14 protein-coding genes are annotated in these 14,690 nt (G+C 62.6%); 8 read left to right on the top strand and 6 right to left on the bottom strand.

The genetic code is table 11. The features are described from left to right. Positions 1-138: 138 nt before the first annotated feature. Positions 139-1,509: an MmgE/PrpD family protein gene (locus tag ABSE61_RS25095; RefSeq protein WP_423873834.1), complete on the top strand. Its 1,371-nt coding sequence runs from the start codon at positions 139-141 to the stop codon at positions 1,507-1,509. Between the two features lie 9 nt (positions 1,510-1,518). On the opposite strand, the gene ABSE61_RS25090 is transcribed toward ABSE61_RS25095, so the two are convergent. The 4 genes from ABSE61_RS25090 to ABSE61_RS25075 form a co-directional block, all read right to left on the bottom strand. Continuing rightward, the gene (locus ABSE61_RS25090; RefSeq protein ID WP_423873833.1) at positions 1,519-2,097 is read right to left on the bottom strand and encodes a GNAT family N-acetyltransferase; all 579 of its coding nucleotides are present in this window, start codon (positions 2,095-2,097) and stop codon (positions 1,519-1,521) included. A gap of 24 nt (positions 2,098-2,121) precedes the next feature. After that, positions 2,122-3,726 (bottom strand): Na+/H+ antiporter, encoded by a 1,605-nt coding sequence (locus ABSE61_RS25085; RefSeq protein WP_423873832.1) that lies wholly within the window; start codon positions 3,724-3,726, stop codon positions 2,122-2,124. 79 nt (positions 3,727-3,805) lie between these two features. Beyond that, positions 3,806-4,489 carry a DUF1345 domain-containing protein gene (locus ABSE61_RS25080; RefSeq protein WP_423873831.1) on the bottom strand — a complete coding sequence of 228 codons (684 nt, stop codon included), beginning with the start codon at positions 4,487-4,489 and terminating at the stop codon, positions 3,806-3,808. Between the two features lie 95 nt (positions 4,490-4,584). Next, positions 4,585-5,526, bottom strand: coding sequence for a polyprenyl synthetase family protein (locus ABSE61_RS25075; protein WP_423873830.1), 942 nt, complete (start codon positions 5,524-5,526; stop codon positions 4,585-4,587). Positions 5,527-5,726: 200 nt separating this feature from the next. Here ABSE61_RS25075 and ABSE61_RS25070 point away from each other — a divergent pair, with 200 nt between their 5' ends. From ABSE61_RS25070 to ABSE61_RS25060, 3 genes are all read left to right on the top strand, one after another. Continuing rightward, entirely contained in the window at positions 5,727-6,374 is a 648-nt protein-coding gene (locus ABSE61_RS25070) for a transglycosylase domain-containing protein (RefSeq protein ID WP_423873889.1), read from the top strand. A 147-nt stretch (positions 6,375-6,521) separates the two neighbouring features. After that, positions 6,522-6,707 (top strand): 50S ribosomal protein L32, encoded by a 186-nt coding sequence (rpmF, locus tag ABSE61_RS25065; RefSeq protein ID WP_423873829.1) that lies wholly within the window; start codon positions 6,522-6,524, stop codon positions 6,705-6,707. Between the two features lie 210 nt (positions 6,708-6,917). Then, complete coding sequence (locus tag ABSE61_RS25060) at positions 6,918-7,595, top strand: hypothetical protein (protein ID WP_423873827.1); 678 nt, start codon at positions 6,918-6,920, stop codon at positions 7,593-7,595. A gap of 81 nt (positions 7,596-7,676) precedes the next feature. Here the strand turns inward: ABSE61_RS25060 and ABSE61_RS25055 are convergent, their stop codons facing one another. After that, a complete protein-coding gene (locus ABSE61_RS25055; RefSeq protein ID WP_423873826.1) occupies positions 7,677-7,964 on the bottom strand; it encodes a hypothetical protein in 288 nt (95 codons plus the stop codon). 292 nt (positions 7,965-8,256) lie between these two features. Between ABSE61_RS25055 and ABSE61_RS25050 the strand changes: the two genes are divergently transcribed. Next, entirely contained in the window at positions 8,257-9,951 is a 1,695-nt protein-coding gene (locus ABSE61_RS25050) for an EAL domain-containing protein (RefSeq protein WP_423873825.1), read from the top strand. Between the two features lie 700 nt (positions 9,952-10,651). On the opposite strand, the gene phaR is transcribed toward ABSE61_RS25050, so the two are convergent. Continuing rightward, entirely contained in the window at positions 10,652-11,245 is a 594-nt protein-coding gene (gene phaR, locus ABSE61_RS25045) for a polyhydroxyalkanoate synthesis repressor PhaR (RefSeq protein ID WP_423873824.1), read from the bottom strand. A 315-nt stretch (positions 11,246-11,560) separates the two neighbouring features. Here phaR and ABSE61_RS25040 point away from each other — a divergent pair, with 315 nt between their 5' ends. The 3 genes from ABSE61_RS25040 to yddG all read left to right on the top strand — a co-directional run bounded on the left by ABSE61_RS25040 (position 11,561) and on the right by yddG (position 14,684). Next, the gene (locus ABSE61_RS25040) at positions 11,561-12,739 is read left to right on the top strand and encodes an acetyl-CoA C-acetyltransferase (protein ID WP_423873823.1); all 1,179 of its coding nucleotides are present in this window, start codon (positions 11,561-11,563) and stop codon (positions 12,737-12,739) included. Between the two features lie 205 nt (positions 12,740-12,944). Further along, positions 12,945-13,670 carry an acetoacetyl-CoA reductase gene (gene phbB, locus ABSE61_RS25035; protein ID WP_423873822.1) on the top strand — a complete coding sequence of 242 codons (726 nt, stop codon included), beginning with the start codon at positions 12,945-12,947 and terminating at the stop codon, positions 13,668-13,670. 144 nt (positions 13,671-13,814) lie between these two features. After that, complete coding sequence (yddG, locus tag ABSE61_RS25030) at positions 13,815-14,684, top strand: aromatic amino acid exporter YddG (RefSeq protein WP_423873821.1); 870 nt, start codon at positions 13,815-13,817, stop codon at positions 14,682-14,684. The last annotated feature ends 6 nt before the right edge of the window (positions 14,685-14,690 follow it).

The following is a 14,690-nucleotide window of genomic DNA, read 5'->3' as shown; positions in this document are numbered from 1 at the left end:
AGTCGGCTCAATAGCGGCTGCGCGCTGCGCGGCTATGCGATGGCGGCATTGAAGAAGCGACACCGGGGCCTTAGGCTACGGAAAGCTTGCGGGCTTGACCCGCAGAACATCACGCCAAAAGAAGCCGGGGAAACAAGAATGGCAGAGGAAACCGCAACGCTTGCCGCCTATGTCGCCGGCCTCCGCTTCGAAGACATCCCCGAAGAGGTACGCGCGCGCGCCAAGGCCCTCACCCTCGATTTTCTCGGCAGCGCCATCCGGGCGCGGCGCGATGCGGAGTCCACGCCCTCGCTGTTCAAGACGCTGGAGGCGCTGGCGCTAGATGGGCAGGGTAACGCGACCGTCTTTGGCGACAACAGGACCTGGACGCCGGCCGTCGCTGCTCTGCTCAACGGCGCGCTCGGCCATTCGCTCGATTTCGACGATACGCATGCGGATTCCTCGCTGCATCCAAGCGCACCGGTGGTGCCGGCCGCGTTCGCGATCGGCGAACTCGTGCATGCTTCGGGCCGCGAGGTGCTGACCGCGATCGTCGCCGGGTATGAAGTCTGCTGCCGGCTTGGCAATGCGCTCGATCCGACCTCGCATTATGCCCGCGGCTTCCATCCCACGGCGACCGCCGGGACCTATGGGGCGGCGGCCGCCGCGGCGAAATTGTTTGGGCTAACGAAGGAGCAGATCATCGCTGCTTTCGGCGTTGCCGGCAGCCAGGCGGCGGGTTCGCTGCAATTTTTGGTCAATGGCGCCTGGAACAAGCGCTATCAGGTCGGCGCGTCTGCGATGAACGGCGTGATCGCGGCGACGCTGGCGCGCAACGATTTTGTTGGCGCGACCCAATCGGTCGAGGGCAAGCACGGCCTGCTCGTCGGTTACAGCGATAATCCGCATCCGGAAAAAGCCGTCGCCGGTCTAGGCCAAGTCTACGAGACCATGAAGATCGGCGTGAAACCCTATCCAAGCTGCCGCTACACCCATGCCGCGCTCGATGCGCTGATCGCGATGCGCCGCGAGCACAATCTGACGCCGGACCAGATCAAGCGGGTCGAGATCGGGCTGCACCGCAACGGCATTACGCTGACCGGCGATGCCGCCACCAAGCGGCATCCGACCTCGGTGGTCGGCGGACAGTTTTCGATGTTCTTCACCGGCGCGGTGGCGCTCGATCAGGGCGGCTTCGGCTGGGACGACTACAATAAGCTTGGCGATGCCGCGGTCGATGCGCTCGCCGACAAATTCGACGTCGTGCAGGACGACCGCCTGGAAATCGGCCGCACGCATCCCTTTGGCGCCCGTGTCAGCATCACCACCGATGACGGCGTGCACGAGCGGATCCATGACGATCCCTCCGGCGAGCCCAACTCGTTCCCGGACGCACAGGCGATGGCGCAGAAATTTCTGACGCTGGCCCGCCCGGTGCTCAACGGCCGTGCCGATCAGTTGGCGGACGCGATTCTGTCGCTGGAAAGCTTTGACCGTATCGACAAGGCGACCCATCTGGGACGGCAGTAAATCCTGGGCTTACGGCTTGGGTCCTGCCGTCCAAGCGTCGCGCTGCGTCACCCATAAATCCGAGACATCGCCGAACAGCTCAACCTCGCGTTCGATGATGGCGCCGAGGCGCCGCGCCACCTTTTGTGAGGCGACGTTTTCCTTGCGGATAATGTGGACGATCTTGTCGACCTCGAATGTCGCGAAGGCCCAGTCGATCGACGCGGTCGCGGCTTCGCCAGCGTAGCCCTTGCCGCGAAAGTTCTTGGCGATACCCCAGCCGACTTCAAAACCGGGCCAGCCCGCCGGAAACCACGGCCCAACGCGACCGACGTATCGGCCGGTCCGCTTTTCCTCGACCACGAACAGACCGAAGCCGTGCAGTGCCCAATGACCGGCCATGATCGCCGCATTGCGCCAGCCGACAAATTCATCGACGACGGGCTTTCCGTCGGAGGTAATGAACCGCGCGCTGTCTGGATCGGCGAGCATCTCCGTATTCGGTGTCACGTCGGTATCGCGCCATCGTCGCAATATGAGACGCTCGGTTTCGACGGCGAGATCTGCCGGCATCGGCAAGGTGACGCCTTGTTTCGCGGGTGGAATCATCGGCGTCGTCCTCCGCAGGTAGCGTTACGGCTGATCGTCGCGGAACTCGCGATTCGCGAGGCTTGCTTCCTCGAGGTCGAGATCGCGTTCGATGTGCCGCCGGGTTTCGTCGGTGATCTTGCCGTCGCGCAGCAGGATGTGGATGAATTTCCGCTCGGCTGCAATCAACTCTCGTGTCAGATCGGTTCCGGTGGCGGACAGTAACCGCGCCTCCGGATCGAGCGAATTCGGCAGCTGATTGGCACGGGTTTCGTGCCGGGCGCGCAAAAGCTGGATGACCTCATCGGATATTTCGCGGTGTCTGGTGATCCTGTCGAGCGATTTGAGCGCGGCGTCCAGCGCCTCGCGTCGCGCCGTGATTTCAGATTCGAGTTCGGCAAAACGCTCGTTGCGGCCGGCTTGGGCAACGCCAAGCCAGCGCACGACCGCCGGCAAGCCAAGCCCGAACCCGATCAGCGTGATGAAAATGACGCCGAAGGCGACAAACAGGATCAGGTCGCGGTCTGGAAATGGGCTGCCGTCCGACAGCGCCAGCGGTATAGCGAGCGCTGCGGCCAGCGAAACCGCGCCGCGGACACCCGTGAACGAAATCACGAATGCCCATTGCCATGGCGGCGAAGGATCGCGCAGGCGCACGCGCTTGATCATTCTCGGCACATAGATTGCGGGAAACGTCCAGATGAAACGCGCGATCACGATCATAACGGTGACGAGAGCGGTCAGGGTCAGGATCTCGTTGAGCGGAAACGCCTTGGAGTGCTCATACAGCAGCCGCATCTGGAAACCGGTCAGCAGAAACAGCAGCCCCTCGATCAGATAGATCACGAGTCCCCAGAAGAAGATGCCCTGTAAGCGCGTTGCCGCGGAGATCAGCAACGGTCCGTTCCAGCTCATGTAGAGGCCGCAGGCCACGGTAGCGATGACGCCGGAGCCGCCGAAATGCTCCGGCGGCCAATAGGCGACGTAAGGCGTGATCAGCGACAAAGTGATTTCGACCTGCGGATCGCGCGCCCAGTGCCGAACGCGCAAGGAGAGCCATCCCACGGCGATCCCGAAAATGGTCTCGCCGACGACGATGGCGGAGAACTCGCCGGTGGCTTTTGGCAGCGAGAACGCGCCGGTCGATATGGCGACGACGGCAAAACGGTACAGAATCAGAGCAGTCGCATCGTTGGCCAGTCCCTCGCCTTCGAGCACCACCATGATACGGCGTGGGATGGCGAGCCTGCGGGCGATTGCCAGTGGCGCCACGACATCCGGCGGCGCGACGATGGCCCCGAGCAGAAATCCAACGTTCCAGGGCAGACCGATCAGATAATGGGTCGCGGCGGCGACCGCAAAGGCGGTGAAGATCACGCAGCCGACCGACAGCAGGATGATCGGGCGCAGATTGAATCTGAACTCGCGCCAGCTCATGGCGACGGCCGCCGAATAGATCAGCGGCGGCAGCACTAATAGCAGGACTAATTCCGGCGGCAGTTCCGGCGACGGCATTCCCGGTACGAATGCGAGCGCGATGCCGGCGAGCAGCAACAGGATTGCCGGGGCGACGTCGATGCGCCGTGCCAGCAGCGCGGTTCCTGCCAACACCGCAATCAGGATCAGAAAGAGCTGAAAATTGGCTTCCACGATCGTTTCGGTCCTCGTTAGCCTAGTTTGCCCGGAAGATAGCTGGCGTCAACGCGAGCGTATCTCAGGAGCCAGCGGCCTACAGCGCGCTCGCGGCGATATTGACCATCAGCGCGAGCAGGGCGGTGTTGAACACGAACGAGATGATTCCGTGCGCGGTCACGGTGCGGCGGATCGACTTGTCGGTGATACCGACGTCGGACACCTGCGCGGTCATGCCGATCACGAACGAGAAATAGACGAAGTCCCAATAGTCGGCGTGCTCGTCCTTGTCGCCGCTTGGGAACTGAAGCCCGCCCGGTTTGCTGCCGCGGTAATATTCATGCGCGTAGTGCAGCGCGAATCCGGTATGCACCGCCGCCCATGACAGCGCGACGGTTGCCGTCGCAAACATCAGCTCGGCCGGCCTGTGGTTGGCCTGGCCCAGCTCGAACACGATCGCTGCCAGGCTTGCGAAGGCGCCCAGGGCGGTCAAAAGCGGAATTAGATAACGGCCGTCATCCTGCAGCGCGGCCATGCGGCGGATCGTTGCCAGCGTACTGCGCGCCATCATGATGTAGACGAGCACGATATAGACCGCGACGAAGCTATCCCAGCCGATCAACAACCGCGTGACGAGCCTGAGCGAGGAGGGCAGCAGAAAGAACGCGACGATGCCGAGCGCGACGCCGAAGAACGTCCGCGGCCGGGCGTAAACGAGACGGACGGCCCGCGGCATCTTCCTGAAACGAAGAAGATGCTCGTCGAACTCCTCGCCGGCCATCACGTGATCTTTGTTATTTTGAGCATGATTTCCGTGCGAACGCGTTCCGCGTTTGTCGCGAGGGAGAGCCGGTGCCGACTTTTCCGGATCATGATCTAGTTTTTCCGCTCAGCGACGAAGTGCGCCGCCGCGCGCAAAACGTCGCCCCGGTTGCCGAAGATCGACAGCGCCTGATCCGCGCGCGCCAGCAAATCACGAACGCGCTGCTTGGCGCCGTCGATGCCGAGCTGGGTGACGAACGTGGTCTTGCCGAGGGCTGCATCCTGTCCGGTCTGCTTGCCGAGTGCGGCGGCGTCGCCCTCGACGTCGAGCAGGTCGTCGGCAATCTGGAACGCCTCGCCGAGCGCGCGGCCGTAATCATCGAGCGCCTGATATTCCTTCGCTGAGGACTGACCGAGGATGGCGCCGGCGATGCAGCCGAAACGTAACAGCGCGCCGGTCTTCATCTGTTGCAGGCGGGCGACGTCGACCGGTTCGCGGTCGCCGAAGCGGCCTTCACCGGCGAGATCCAGCATCTGGCCGCCGACCATGCCGCCGATGCCGGAGCCGCGCGCCAGCGCGCGGGTGAGCAGCAGGCGCACGGTCGGGTCTTTGTGGATTTCGTCGCGGCTAACGATGTCGAAAGCGAGCGTCAGCAAGCCGTCCCCGGCCAGGATCGCGGTCGCATCGTCGGTCTTCTTGTGCAGCGTCGGCCGGCCGCGCCGCAGGTCGCTGTTGTCCATCGCCGGCAGGTCGTCATGGATCAGCGAATAGCAGTGAATGCATTCGAGCGCAGCGCCGGCCAGCAGTGCGGCGTCGCGGGGCACGCCGAAGATCGCCGAACTCTCCACCACCAGAAACGGCCGCAAGCGTTTTCCCCCGCCGAGGCTCGAATAGCGCATCGCGTCCATCAGCCGCTTCGGCCGTGCGATTTCGTCGGGCAGAAGCGTGTCGGCGAGAAGCTTCGCGAGCAGCGCCTCGGTATCCTCCGCGATCTGGTCCAGTCGCTTCGCGAAGTCCTGGTTCACAAAGTTCTGGGGTGGCGTGGCGGTCGTCATTAAGGAAGGCTCCTGGTCGAATTTGCCGGACAATCGTTGATGACGCCGCCCGCGTCAATTGCGCCCTGCCGCCGGGGTATGCCTCAAAACAGTTGAAAAAATCAGGGATTGTCAGGCAGATATCGGTCTAGTGGTCCGATTACGCCAGAAACCATATTTTGCGCATTGCTCGAAATCTGCTTCTGATCCTGCTGGCGATTATGCTGGCCGCGGTTTTGCTGCCCTACCTTCTGGCGCCGTTCTATCGGACCGGTCACCCAACTTCGGCGCTGATGGCCTGGCGCTACCTGAAGGGCGCCCCGGTGTTGCGGCAGTGGGTCGACCTCGCCATGATGGCTCCTGCCTTGCCGCGTTCGGTGGTCGCTTCCGAAGATGCCAAATTCTGCAGCCATCGCGGCGTCGACTGGGGCGCCCTGCGCGAGGTGATCGACGACGCCGAGGACGGCGAGGTTTCCCGTGGCGGCTCGACCATCACCCAGCAGGTGGCCAAGAACCTGTTCCTGTGGCCGGGCCGCAGCGTGGTCCGCAAGGCGCTGGAACTGCCGCTGGCGTTATGGATCGACTTCGTCCTGCCCAAAGCCCGGATCCTGGAAATCTATCTCAACATCGCCGAACTCGGGCCCGGCGGCCAGTTTGGCGCGCAGACGGCCAGCCTCTATGCCTTCGGCCATGGCGCCTCGATGCTGACGCCGAGGGAGGCGGCGCTGTTGGCGGCGACCCTGCCCAATCCGCATCTGCGCAGCGCCCGCAACCCGGTTCCCGGCGTACGTCGTTTGGCCGGGATTTATGTAGCCCGGGCCCAAGCCCAGGAATTGCAGCGCTGCTGGGCCGAAAATCGAGCTTTCTAGGGCCGTTTTTACCTATTTTGAAGCTAGCGTTGAGGCGCGCCATCCTCTATAAGCGCGGCCTCATCGGCATTTTGAGCTTGCGCCGAGGCGCTTTAGCCGCCCGTTTCGGGACGATGCCCACCGACAATACCCCTAGAGGACACCGATATGGCCGTTCCCAGAAGAAAAACATCGCCATCGCGGCGTGGCATGCGCCGCTCGGCGGATGCCTTGAAGAAGCCGACCTATGCCGAAGACAAGGATTCCGGTGAACTGCGCCGTCCGCATCACCTCGACCTGAAGACCGGCATGTACAAGGGCCGGCAGATTCTCAAGGCGAAGAAAGACTCCTGATCCCTACCCCGTCGGCTGAGATGGGTAATGCGAGACGACTGCGTGCGGCGAGGCGTTGATCGCTTCGCCTCCTGTGATGCTCCGGGTTCAGAATCGGGACACTAGCAAACCTATTATCTAGTGTGGCTTGGGCTCTATAGTCCGCATGACGAACGTGTGGCAGTGATGATGCGGAACTTCTGAACCGTCACACTTGAGAAGGCCTTGCCGATGTCGATGGTCGGTTTCCCGCTGCTTCTGATTCCGCTCGCGATCTACAACATCATCGTGTTCCTGATGCCCGGCCTTTCCTTCGCCGAGCCGCTGGTGACCGTGCCGCTGATGTCGGGCGCGCCATGGCCGGTGACGCTGAGCGATGGGCTGCTCGCGCTCGGCATCTTGATGTTGCTGCTCGAGGTGATGAAGGGTGCGCGGCCCGGCGCGAAATATCTCACCGATCACCTGTTGTCGTTGCTCGTCTTTGGCGCTGCGATCGCCGAATTCCTGCTGTGGCCGCGCTTTGCCAGCTCGACTTATTTCCTGCTGGTTCTGTTGGCGCTGGTGGATTTCCTGTCCGGCGTAGCGTTGCGCGTGCAGCGAGGTGTGCCGGCGACAGTGTCCTCCGGCCGAGGAGGGCGGCGCGCTCCGGCCGAAGAACTTCCCGCTGAAATAAGGCAGGAACCATCGGACTTCCATGCGGAGGTTTTGCCGCCGGCCAACGAGCCCGAGCTCGCAAGTCATTCGCCTTCAAGCCCTTCGCCTTCAAGTCCCGCGCCGTCCGAGCCGAAATTCACCGAGCCCGAGACGGTCCATCCGGAGACGGCGCCGGTTGCGGCTGCATCCGAAGCGTCTCCTTCGGAATCAAAACCCGGAAGTGGCGCAGCGCATCCGCCGGAAGCCACGCACTAGCTTGATGAAGTGAGGCTCGATTGCAGCCGCAGTGACACTGAACTCTTTCTGCCGGCTTGCGGGGAGAAGTAAGGGGGAGCTTTAGACGACTTGGCGCATCCGGCTTCCAACGCCCTCTGCCGGCGTCGGATGCGGCCCGTAAGCGGCCGCGGCGTCCGCCAGGCTCGCGCGCCGCAGGCGGCTCGCTTGCGGGACGTGCTGGGCCTCCGCAATCAAATGCGTAACAAAGATCGGGTCCGGCGCCCAACGATACCAGCGCCTGCGCGCCCGCCGTTCCGTGAACGCGAGCGGAACGAGTGCCGTACAGGCCGGCTTGGCGTCCGGAGCGGCGCGCCCGTTGGGGTCAGGTTCTGTTCGATCGGTGGGCATCGGGGTGACAGCTTCGCTGCTGAACTGTTACATTTTGGGACATTTCGTCCTCTGCTACAGTCGCCCTCGCAAGGGTCATGCCGATCCGGCCTGTTTTGTTCCCGACCGAAAAGCTGACGTGGTTTCCAGAATATTTATGAACCTTACATAAGCTTGGCGCGCAACTGGCGTAGGAATCAATCAGCCGGCGCCTGATCCGGAAAAAGCCTGCCCCGCACTGATGCGGGGCGGGAGCCGGGTTTCCGAAGATGGTCAATAATGGTCCGGTAGCCTGTCCTGAAACGAGGCGATCTTGAACGAAATTCTTCCCCCTGCCTCAGCCATCCTCGCCTCGCTCGGCCAGGCTGCTTTCGTCTGGGACATCGCCACCGACAGCCTGGTCTGGAGCGAGCATGTTGCCGCGGTTTTCCCAGACATTCCGCTCGAGCGGCTCGCCAGCGGTACGGAGTTTTCAAACCTGATCGAGCCGCAGCGTTCCGTCCGATCCGACGTGCTGGGGGTTTCGCCGGCCGCCCACAGTGCCGATGGCGCGCCTTACCGGATCGAATACGGGGTGCGGGCCAATACGTCCGCAGCCGTGCAGTGGATCGAGGAGACCGGCTGCTGGTTTGCAGGCAGCGACGGCAGACCGGTTCGCGTCCAGGGCATTGTCCGGGTCAATAACGAACGCCATGCCCGCGACGAGCAGCTTGTCAAACTGTCCCGCCACGACCCGCTGACCGGCGAGCTTAATCGCACGCATCTGGTGGCGTCGCTCGCCGAGATTATCGAGGAAGCCGTTCGCTTCCGCACCCAATGCGCGTTTATGCTGATCGGCATCGATCATCTGGCGCGGATCAACGACGCGTTCGGTTTCGATGTCGCGGACGCGGTGATTTCGGAAGTGGCCACCCGCATCCGCGCGCGGCTCCGCGGCGGCGATGTGCTCGGGCGTTTCTCCGGCAACAAGTTCGGACTGGTCCTGAAGAACTGCACCGTCGACGACATGAACATCGCGGCCGAACGGTTCCTGGCCGCCATCCGCGACGAGGTGGTGCCGACCAAGTCGGGACCCGTCTCGGTGACAGCGTCGATCGGCGCCGTCAGCGTGCCGCGCTATGCGCGCAGTGCCGATGAAGCGATCAACCGCGCCCAGGAAACCCTCGACGCCTCAAAGAGCCGCCGTGCGGGATCGTTCTCGCTGTGGCGGCCGAACGTCGAGCGCGACGCCCAGCGCCGGGTGAATATTCGCGTCACCGACGAGATCGTCACCGCGCTCAACGACCGCCGCATCGCCATGGCCTTCGAACCGGTGATCGATGCTCGCGCGCGCGACGCGGCCTTTTACGAGTGCCTGATCCGGATGGAGCAGCATGGTGGACAGATTTTGCTGGCGCCCGACATCGTGCCGGTCGCGGAAAAGCTCGGGCTGATCCGTCTCGTCGATCACCGCGTGCTCGAACTCGTGGTCGCGGAACTTGCAGCCTCGCCGGCCGTTCAGCTCAGCCTCAATATCTCGCCGGACACCACGATGGATCCGGATTGGTGGACGTCGATCGAATCCCTGATGCGGGCGCATCCCGGTGTCGGCGAGCGGCTGATCGTCGAGATCACCGAGACCGTCGCTATCCAGGACGTCGACGACGTCCGCGGCTTCGTCACGCGCTTGAAGAATTTCGGCAGCCGGATCGCGATCGACGATTTCGGCGCCGGCTACACCTCGTTCCGCAACCTGCGCAAGCTGGGCGTCGACATCGTGAAGATCGATGGCGCCTTCGTGCAGAACATCGCGCGCTCCGCCGACGACCGCGCCTTCGTGCAGACCCTGATCGACCTGGCGCGGCGGCTGCAAATCAAGACGGTCGCCGAATGGGTGCAGGACGAAGAAGCAGCATTGATGCTGCGCGACTGGGGCTGCGATTACATCCAGGGACGGCTGGTCGGGCTCGCCTCTTCGGAGCGGCCCTGGCAGCGGCCAGCTGGGACGGCGCTGCCCGCGGCGGGGTAAACTCTCGCCCATCCAGACTAGAACGACTCTCACGCCGACAAATTCGCCTTGCGCCGACGGGCAAATCACCTTTACGCACTTGCGCCATCCTGTCCCACCAAGAGGGGCGGCTCGCGATCGCCACGAACGCGGGGCAGGGAGCGGTGGACGCTGGTCCCCTCGCATGGCGTGCGCGGAGAGGAGCGGACGGCGAAGCCGTGTGGTCCTGACGCCCCGACGCTGGCGTCAACTCGCGACAATGCTTCGCATTGCGCGGGGATGGTGGCAACAAAGCCCGGTTCACCAGGGAGCGCGGAGTAAGCCGTAAAACCATTGCGCGGGGAATGCCGGTGTGAGCCGGTGAACCTGTGGTGACTAACTCGTGTGCGTTTTTATTCTGCACGCGAGGCTTGCGGGTGCATTGGCGCCCGGCATTCCCTGCGCCCTCTGATTTCAGAGGGGCGAACGTTCTAAGCAAAACTCGGACGCGAAACGCGGCGCGAGAAGGCAAGGTTATGTTTGAAGGGGACGTCATTGCGAGCGTTAGCGAAGCAATCCAGTCTATTGTTGAGGTATCTGGATTGCTTCGTCGCTTTCGGTCCTCGCAATGACGGCCCTCAAGACGTGGATGGCCGGGACATCTAGCGCGAAGACGTGCTTCGCGCTTTTGCCCGGCCATGACGACAAGATAACGATGCTCGGGAAGATGCGGGTGAAAGCCTTACTCTTCTGTCTTCGGTTCCTTCGACAGCCGATCGAGGCGGTCCTGCATCTCTTTCATCTGACGGCGCAGGTCGTCCATATTCTCGTCCGGCGCAGGCTCCGGCGCCTTGACGGCTTCGCCGAGCGCCGAGCCGCGCTGCGGCACGAACGGTTTGAACATCGAGAACGTCTGCTGGAACAATTCCATGTTGCGGCGGACATGTTCTTCCAGCGGCGCAAAGGGCGTCCCGCTGAACGTATCGGTGAGCTGCCTGCGGAACTTTTCCTGCTCGCGCGTCAGCGTATCGATCGACTGCTCGAGATATTTCGGCACCACCATCTGCATGCTGTCGCCGTAAAAACGGATCAGCTGCCGCAGGAACGTGGTCGGCAACAGATTTTGCCCGGCCTTGTTTTCCTGCTCGAAGATGATCTGTGCCAGCACCGAACGGGTGATGTCGTCACCGGTCTTGGCGTCGTAGACGAGGAAGTCCTCGCCGTCCTTGACCATCGCCGCAAGGTCCTCAAGGGTTACATAGGTGCTGGTGCCGGTATTATAGAGCCGTCTATTCGCGTATTTCTTGATCGTGGTGGGTTGGTCTGATTTCGCCATGGGGGCTCACACAGAAAGACCGGGGAAGGGAACCCTACGGGACCGCCGAGGGCTAAAGTCAACGCATTGCAGCAAAGGTAAGCATTTTCAATGCGGTTCGGCTACCGTTTTGTGCGGCACGGTTAATTCCAAAGCACGGAAGCGGCTCAGCAAAGCGCCAAGTCAGTCAATTTGAATGCAGCGCCGCGAGATTCCACCCTTCAGCCAATTGACATGCTCTCGCGAGGTTAACAAATTAACGGCGAGACAGGCCCGCCATCCGGCCGCCCGCCGTCGAGGCTCAAAAGCCCAACAACTCAAACTCAGGAGATGTCCATGTCAGACGATGTCGTCATCGTCAGCGCCGCCCGCACCCCGGTCGGAAGCTTCAACGGTGCGTTCGCCACCTTGCCGGCCCACGATCTCGGCGCCATCGCCATCAAGGCCGCGCTGGAGCGGGGTGGAATCGAGCCGGGACGTGTTTCGGAAGTCATTATGGGCCAGATCCTCACCGCGGCTCAGGGCCAGAACCCGGCCCGCCAGGCTTCGATCGCGGCGGGTATCCCGGTCGAAAGTCCGGCCTGGGGCGTCAACCAGCTTTGTGGAAGCGGCTTGCGCACCGTGGCGCTCGGCTATCAGGCGCTGCTCAACGGCGATTCCGAAATCGTCGTCGCCGGCGGTCAGGAATCCATGAGCATGGCGCCGCACGCGCAATATCTGCGCGCTGGCGTCAAGATGGGTGGGGTCGAACTCGTCGACACCATGATCAAGGACGGTTTGTGGGATGCCTTCAACGGCTACCACATGGGCAACACGGCCGAGAACGTCGCGCGGCAATATCAGATCACCCGCGCCCAGCAGGACGAATTCGCGGTTCATTCGCAGAACAAGGCCGAGGTCGCGCAGAAGGCCGGCAAGTTCAAGGACGAGATCGTTCCGGTCACGATCAAGTCGCGCAAGGGCGACGTCGTCGTCTCCGACGACGAGTATCCGCGGCATGGCGCCACGATCGATGCGATGGCCAAGCTGCGTCCGGCCTTCGAAAAAGACGGCACGGTCACGGCCGGCAGCGCCTCGGGCATCAACGACGGCGCCGCCGCCGTGGTGCTGATGACCGCCAAGCAGGCGGCCAAGGAAGGCAAGAAAGTGCTGGCGCGCATCGTGTCCTGGGGGCAGGCCGGCGTCGATCCGAAGATCATGGGCACGGGCCCGATTCCCGCCTCGCGCGCCGCACTCAAGAAGGCCGGCTGGAGCATCGGCGATCTCGACCTGATCGAGGCCAATGAAGCTTTTGCGGCGCAAGCCTGCGCGGTCAACAAGGACCTCGGCTGGGATACCGGCAAGGTCAACGTCAACGGCGGCGCAATCGCGATCGGCCATCCCGTCGGCGCATCCGGCGCGCGGGTGCTGGTGACATTGCTGCATGAAATGCAGAAACGCGACGCCAAGAAAGGCCTCGCCACGCTGTGTATCGGCGGCGGCATGGGCATTGCGATGTGTATCGCGCGCGACTAGGCCGCGCGGTGGAATCAACCAAACGTGTGCGTTGCACGCGTCTAAAAAAGGTTCAGCCGCTGCCGATATCTTTTACTTCGCAAGTGCTCAGCACTGAACTAAATGAAACGCCCGGCGCAAGCCGGGCGTTTTGTTCTTGATGTTCGTCAAGCGGTCCCCATAATTCCACGCTACATAAAAAGTGTTTCCAAAGGGAGGTTCCAACATGGCACGTGTGGCATTGGTGACGGGGGGAACGCGAGGCATTGGCGCTGCGATCAGCAAGGCTTTGAAGGCTGCCGGATACAAGGTTGCCGCCAGCTATGCCGGCAACGATGCGGCGGCGGAAAAATTTAAGGCCGAGAACGGCATTCCCGTCTACAAATGGGATGTCAGCTCGTTCGACGCGTGCACCGCGGGCGTCAAGCAGGTCGAATCCGATCTCGGTCCGATCGAGGTGCTCGTCAACAATGCCGGCATCACCCGCGATGGCGCCTTTCATAAGATGACGCTCGAGCAGTGGAATGCCGTGATCAACACCAATCTCGGTTCGCTGTTCAACGTGACGCGCCAGGTCATCGAAGGCATGCGGGCCCGAAAGTTCGGCCGCATCGTCAACATTTCCTCGATCAACGGCCAGAAGGGCCAGTTCGGGCAGGTCAATTATTCGGCGGCGAAGGCCGGCGACATCGGATTCACCAAGGCGCTCGCGCTGGAGAATGCGAAGGGTGGCATCACCGTGAATGTGATCTGCCCCGGCTATATCAACACCGAGATGGTGCAGGCGGTGCCGAAGGAAGTCCTGGAAAAAAGCATCTTGCCGCAGATTCCGATCAACCGGCTGGGCGAGCCCGAAGAGATTGCCCGCGCTGTGGTGTTTCTCGCCGCTGACGATGCCGGCGCCATCACCGGCTCGACGCTGACGATCAACGGCGGGCAATATATGGTGTAGCGCAACCGCCGTTTCTTAGCGGTTGATGCGGGCCATTCGTCATGCCCGGCCTTGTGCCGGGCATCTACGTCTTTACAACGAGGAAGACGTGGATGGCCGGGATAAACCCGGCCATGACGCAAGAACCTCGACCGCTTGCAGCAGATGACCTCCCGCACCGCCACCTTGATCGGATTGACCGCGATCCTGATGTGGTCGCTGTTGGCCGTGTTGACGGTGGCGACGGGAAAGATTCCGGCCTTTCAACTGGCTGCGATCACGTTTGCGATCGGCGGGATGGTCGGGCTATCCACCTTTATCGGACGGCCCGAGGCGCTCTCTGCGCTGAGACAGCCGCCAAAGGTATGGGCTGTCGGTGTCGGCGGATTGTTCGGCTATCACGCGCTCTATTTTCTGGCGCTGCGCTTTGCGCCGCCGGCGGAAGCCGGACTTTTGAACTACCTGTGGCCGCTATTGATCGTCCTGTTCTCGTCTTTCCTGCCCAGCGAACGGCTAGCCGCGCATCACGTCATCGGCGCGCTGGCGGGGTTGGCCGGCACTGTGTTGCTGCTCGTCGGCGGTGGCCTGTCGGGCTTTGCACCCGGCCAGCTTCCCGGTCTCTTTGCGGCGTTTGTCGCAGCCTTCGTCTGGGCGAGCTATTCGGTGATGTCACGGCGGCTCAAGGCGGTGCCGACCGATGCGGTCGCGGGGTTTTGCCTTGCGACCGCGTTGCTTGCTGCGCTCATGCATGCGCTGCTGGAGAAGACGATATGGCCCGAGACATCAGCGCAGTGGCTTGCGATCGCAGCGCTCGGCCTGGGACCGGTGGGGGCTGCGTTCTACGCCTGGGATATCGGCATGAAGCGCGGCGACATCCGAGTGTTGGGCGCCGCGTCATATGCGACGCCGCTGCTCTCGACCGGATTTCTGATCCTGGCCGGATTCGCCAAGGCCAGCGCCAATATTGCCATCGCCGCTGTTTTGATTGCAGGCGGAGGATTGATCGCGGCGAAGGACATGTTTCTCAAGCGCTGAGATGTT

Origin of the sequence: Bradyrhizobium sp., from assembly GCF_049519115.1 — a bacterium.
Taxonomy (GTDB): domain Bacteria; phylum Pseudomonadota; class Alphaproteobacteria; order Rhizobiales; family Xanthobacteraceae; genus Bradyrhizobium.
The sequence above is the reverse complement of the archived record's forward strand: the minus strand, read 5'-3'. Positions and strand labels throughout refer to the sequence as shown.

Bases quoted from the DNA above. Each gene is read 5' to 3' on its own strand.
- ABSE61_RS25095 (WP_423873834.1), top strand. From the start codon at position 139: ATGGCAGAGGAAACCGCAACGCTTGCCGCCTATGTCGCCGGCCTCCGC.
- ABSE61_RS25090 (WP_423873833.1), bottom strand. From the start codon at position 2,097: ATGATTCCACCCGCGAAACAAGGCGTCACCTTGCCGATGCCGGCAGAT.
- ABSE61_RS25080 (WP_423873831.1), bottom strand. From the start codon at position 4,489: ATGGCCGGCGAGGAGTTCGACGAGCATCTTCTTCGTTTCAGGAAGATG.
- ABSE61_RS25075 (WP_423873830.1), bottom strand. From the start codon at position 5,526: ATGACGACCGCCACGCCACCCCAGAACTTTGTGAACCAGGACTTCGCG.
- ABSE61_RS25070 (WP_423873889.1), top strand. From the start codon at position 5,727: ATGCTGGCCGCGGTTTTGCTGCCCTACCTTCTGGCGCCGTTCTATCGG.
- rpmF (WP_423873829.1), top strand. From the start codon at position 6,522: ATGGCCGTTCCCAGAAGAAAAACATCGCCATCGCGGCGTGGCATGCGC.
- ABSE61_RS25060 (WP_423873827.1), top strand. From the start codon at position 6,918: ATGTCGATGGTCGGTTTCCCGCTGCTTCTGATTCCGCTCGCGATCTAC.
- ABSE61_RS25055 (WP_423873826.1), bottom strand. From the start codon at position 7,964: ATGCCCACCGATCGAACAGAACCTGACCCCAACGGGCGCGCCGCTCCG.
- phaR (WP_423873824.1), bottom strand. From the start codon at position 11,245: ATGGCGAAATCAGACCAACCCACCACGATCAAGAAATACGCGAATAGA.
- ABSE61_RS25040 (WP_423873823.1), top strand. From the start codon at position 11,561: ATGTCAGACGATGTCGTCATCGTCAGCGCCGCCCGCACCCCGGTCGGA.
- phbB (WP_423873822.1), top strand. From the start codon at position 12,945: ATGGCACGTGTGGCATTGGTGACGGGGGGAACGCGAGGCATTGGCGCT.
- yddG (WP_423873821.1), top strand. From the start codon at position 13,815: ATGACCTCCCGCACCGCCACCTTGATCGGATTGACCGCGATCCTGATG.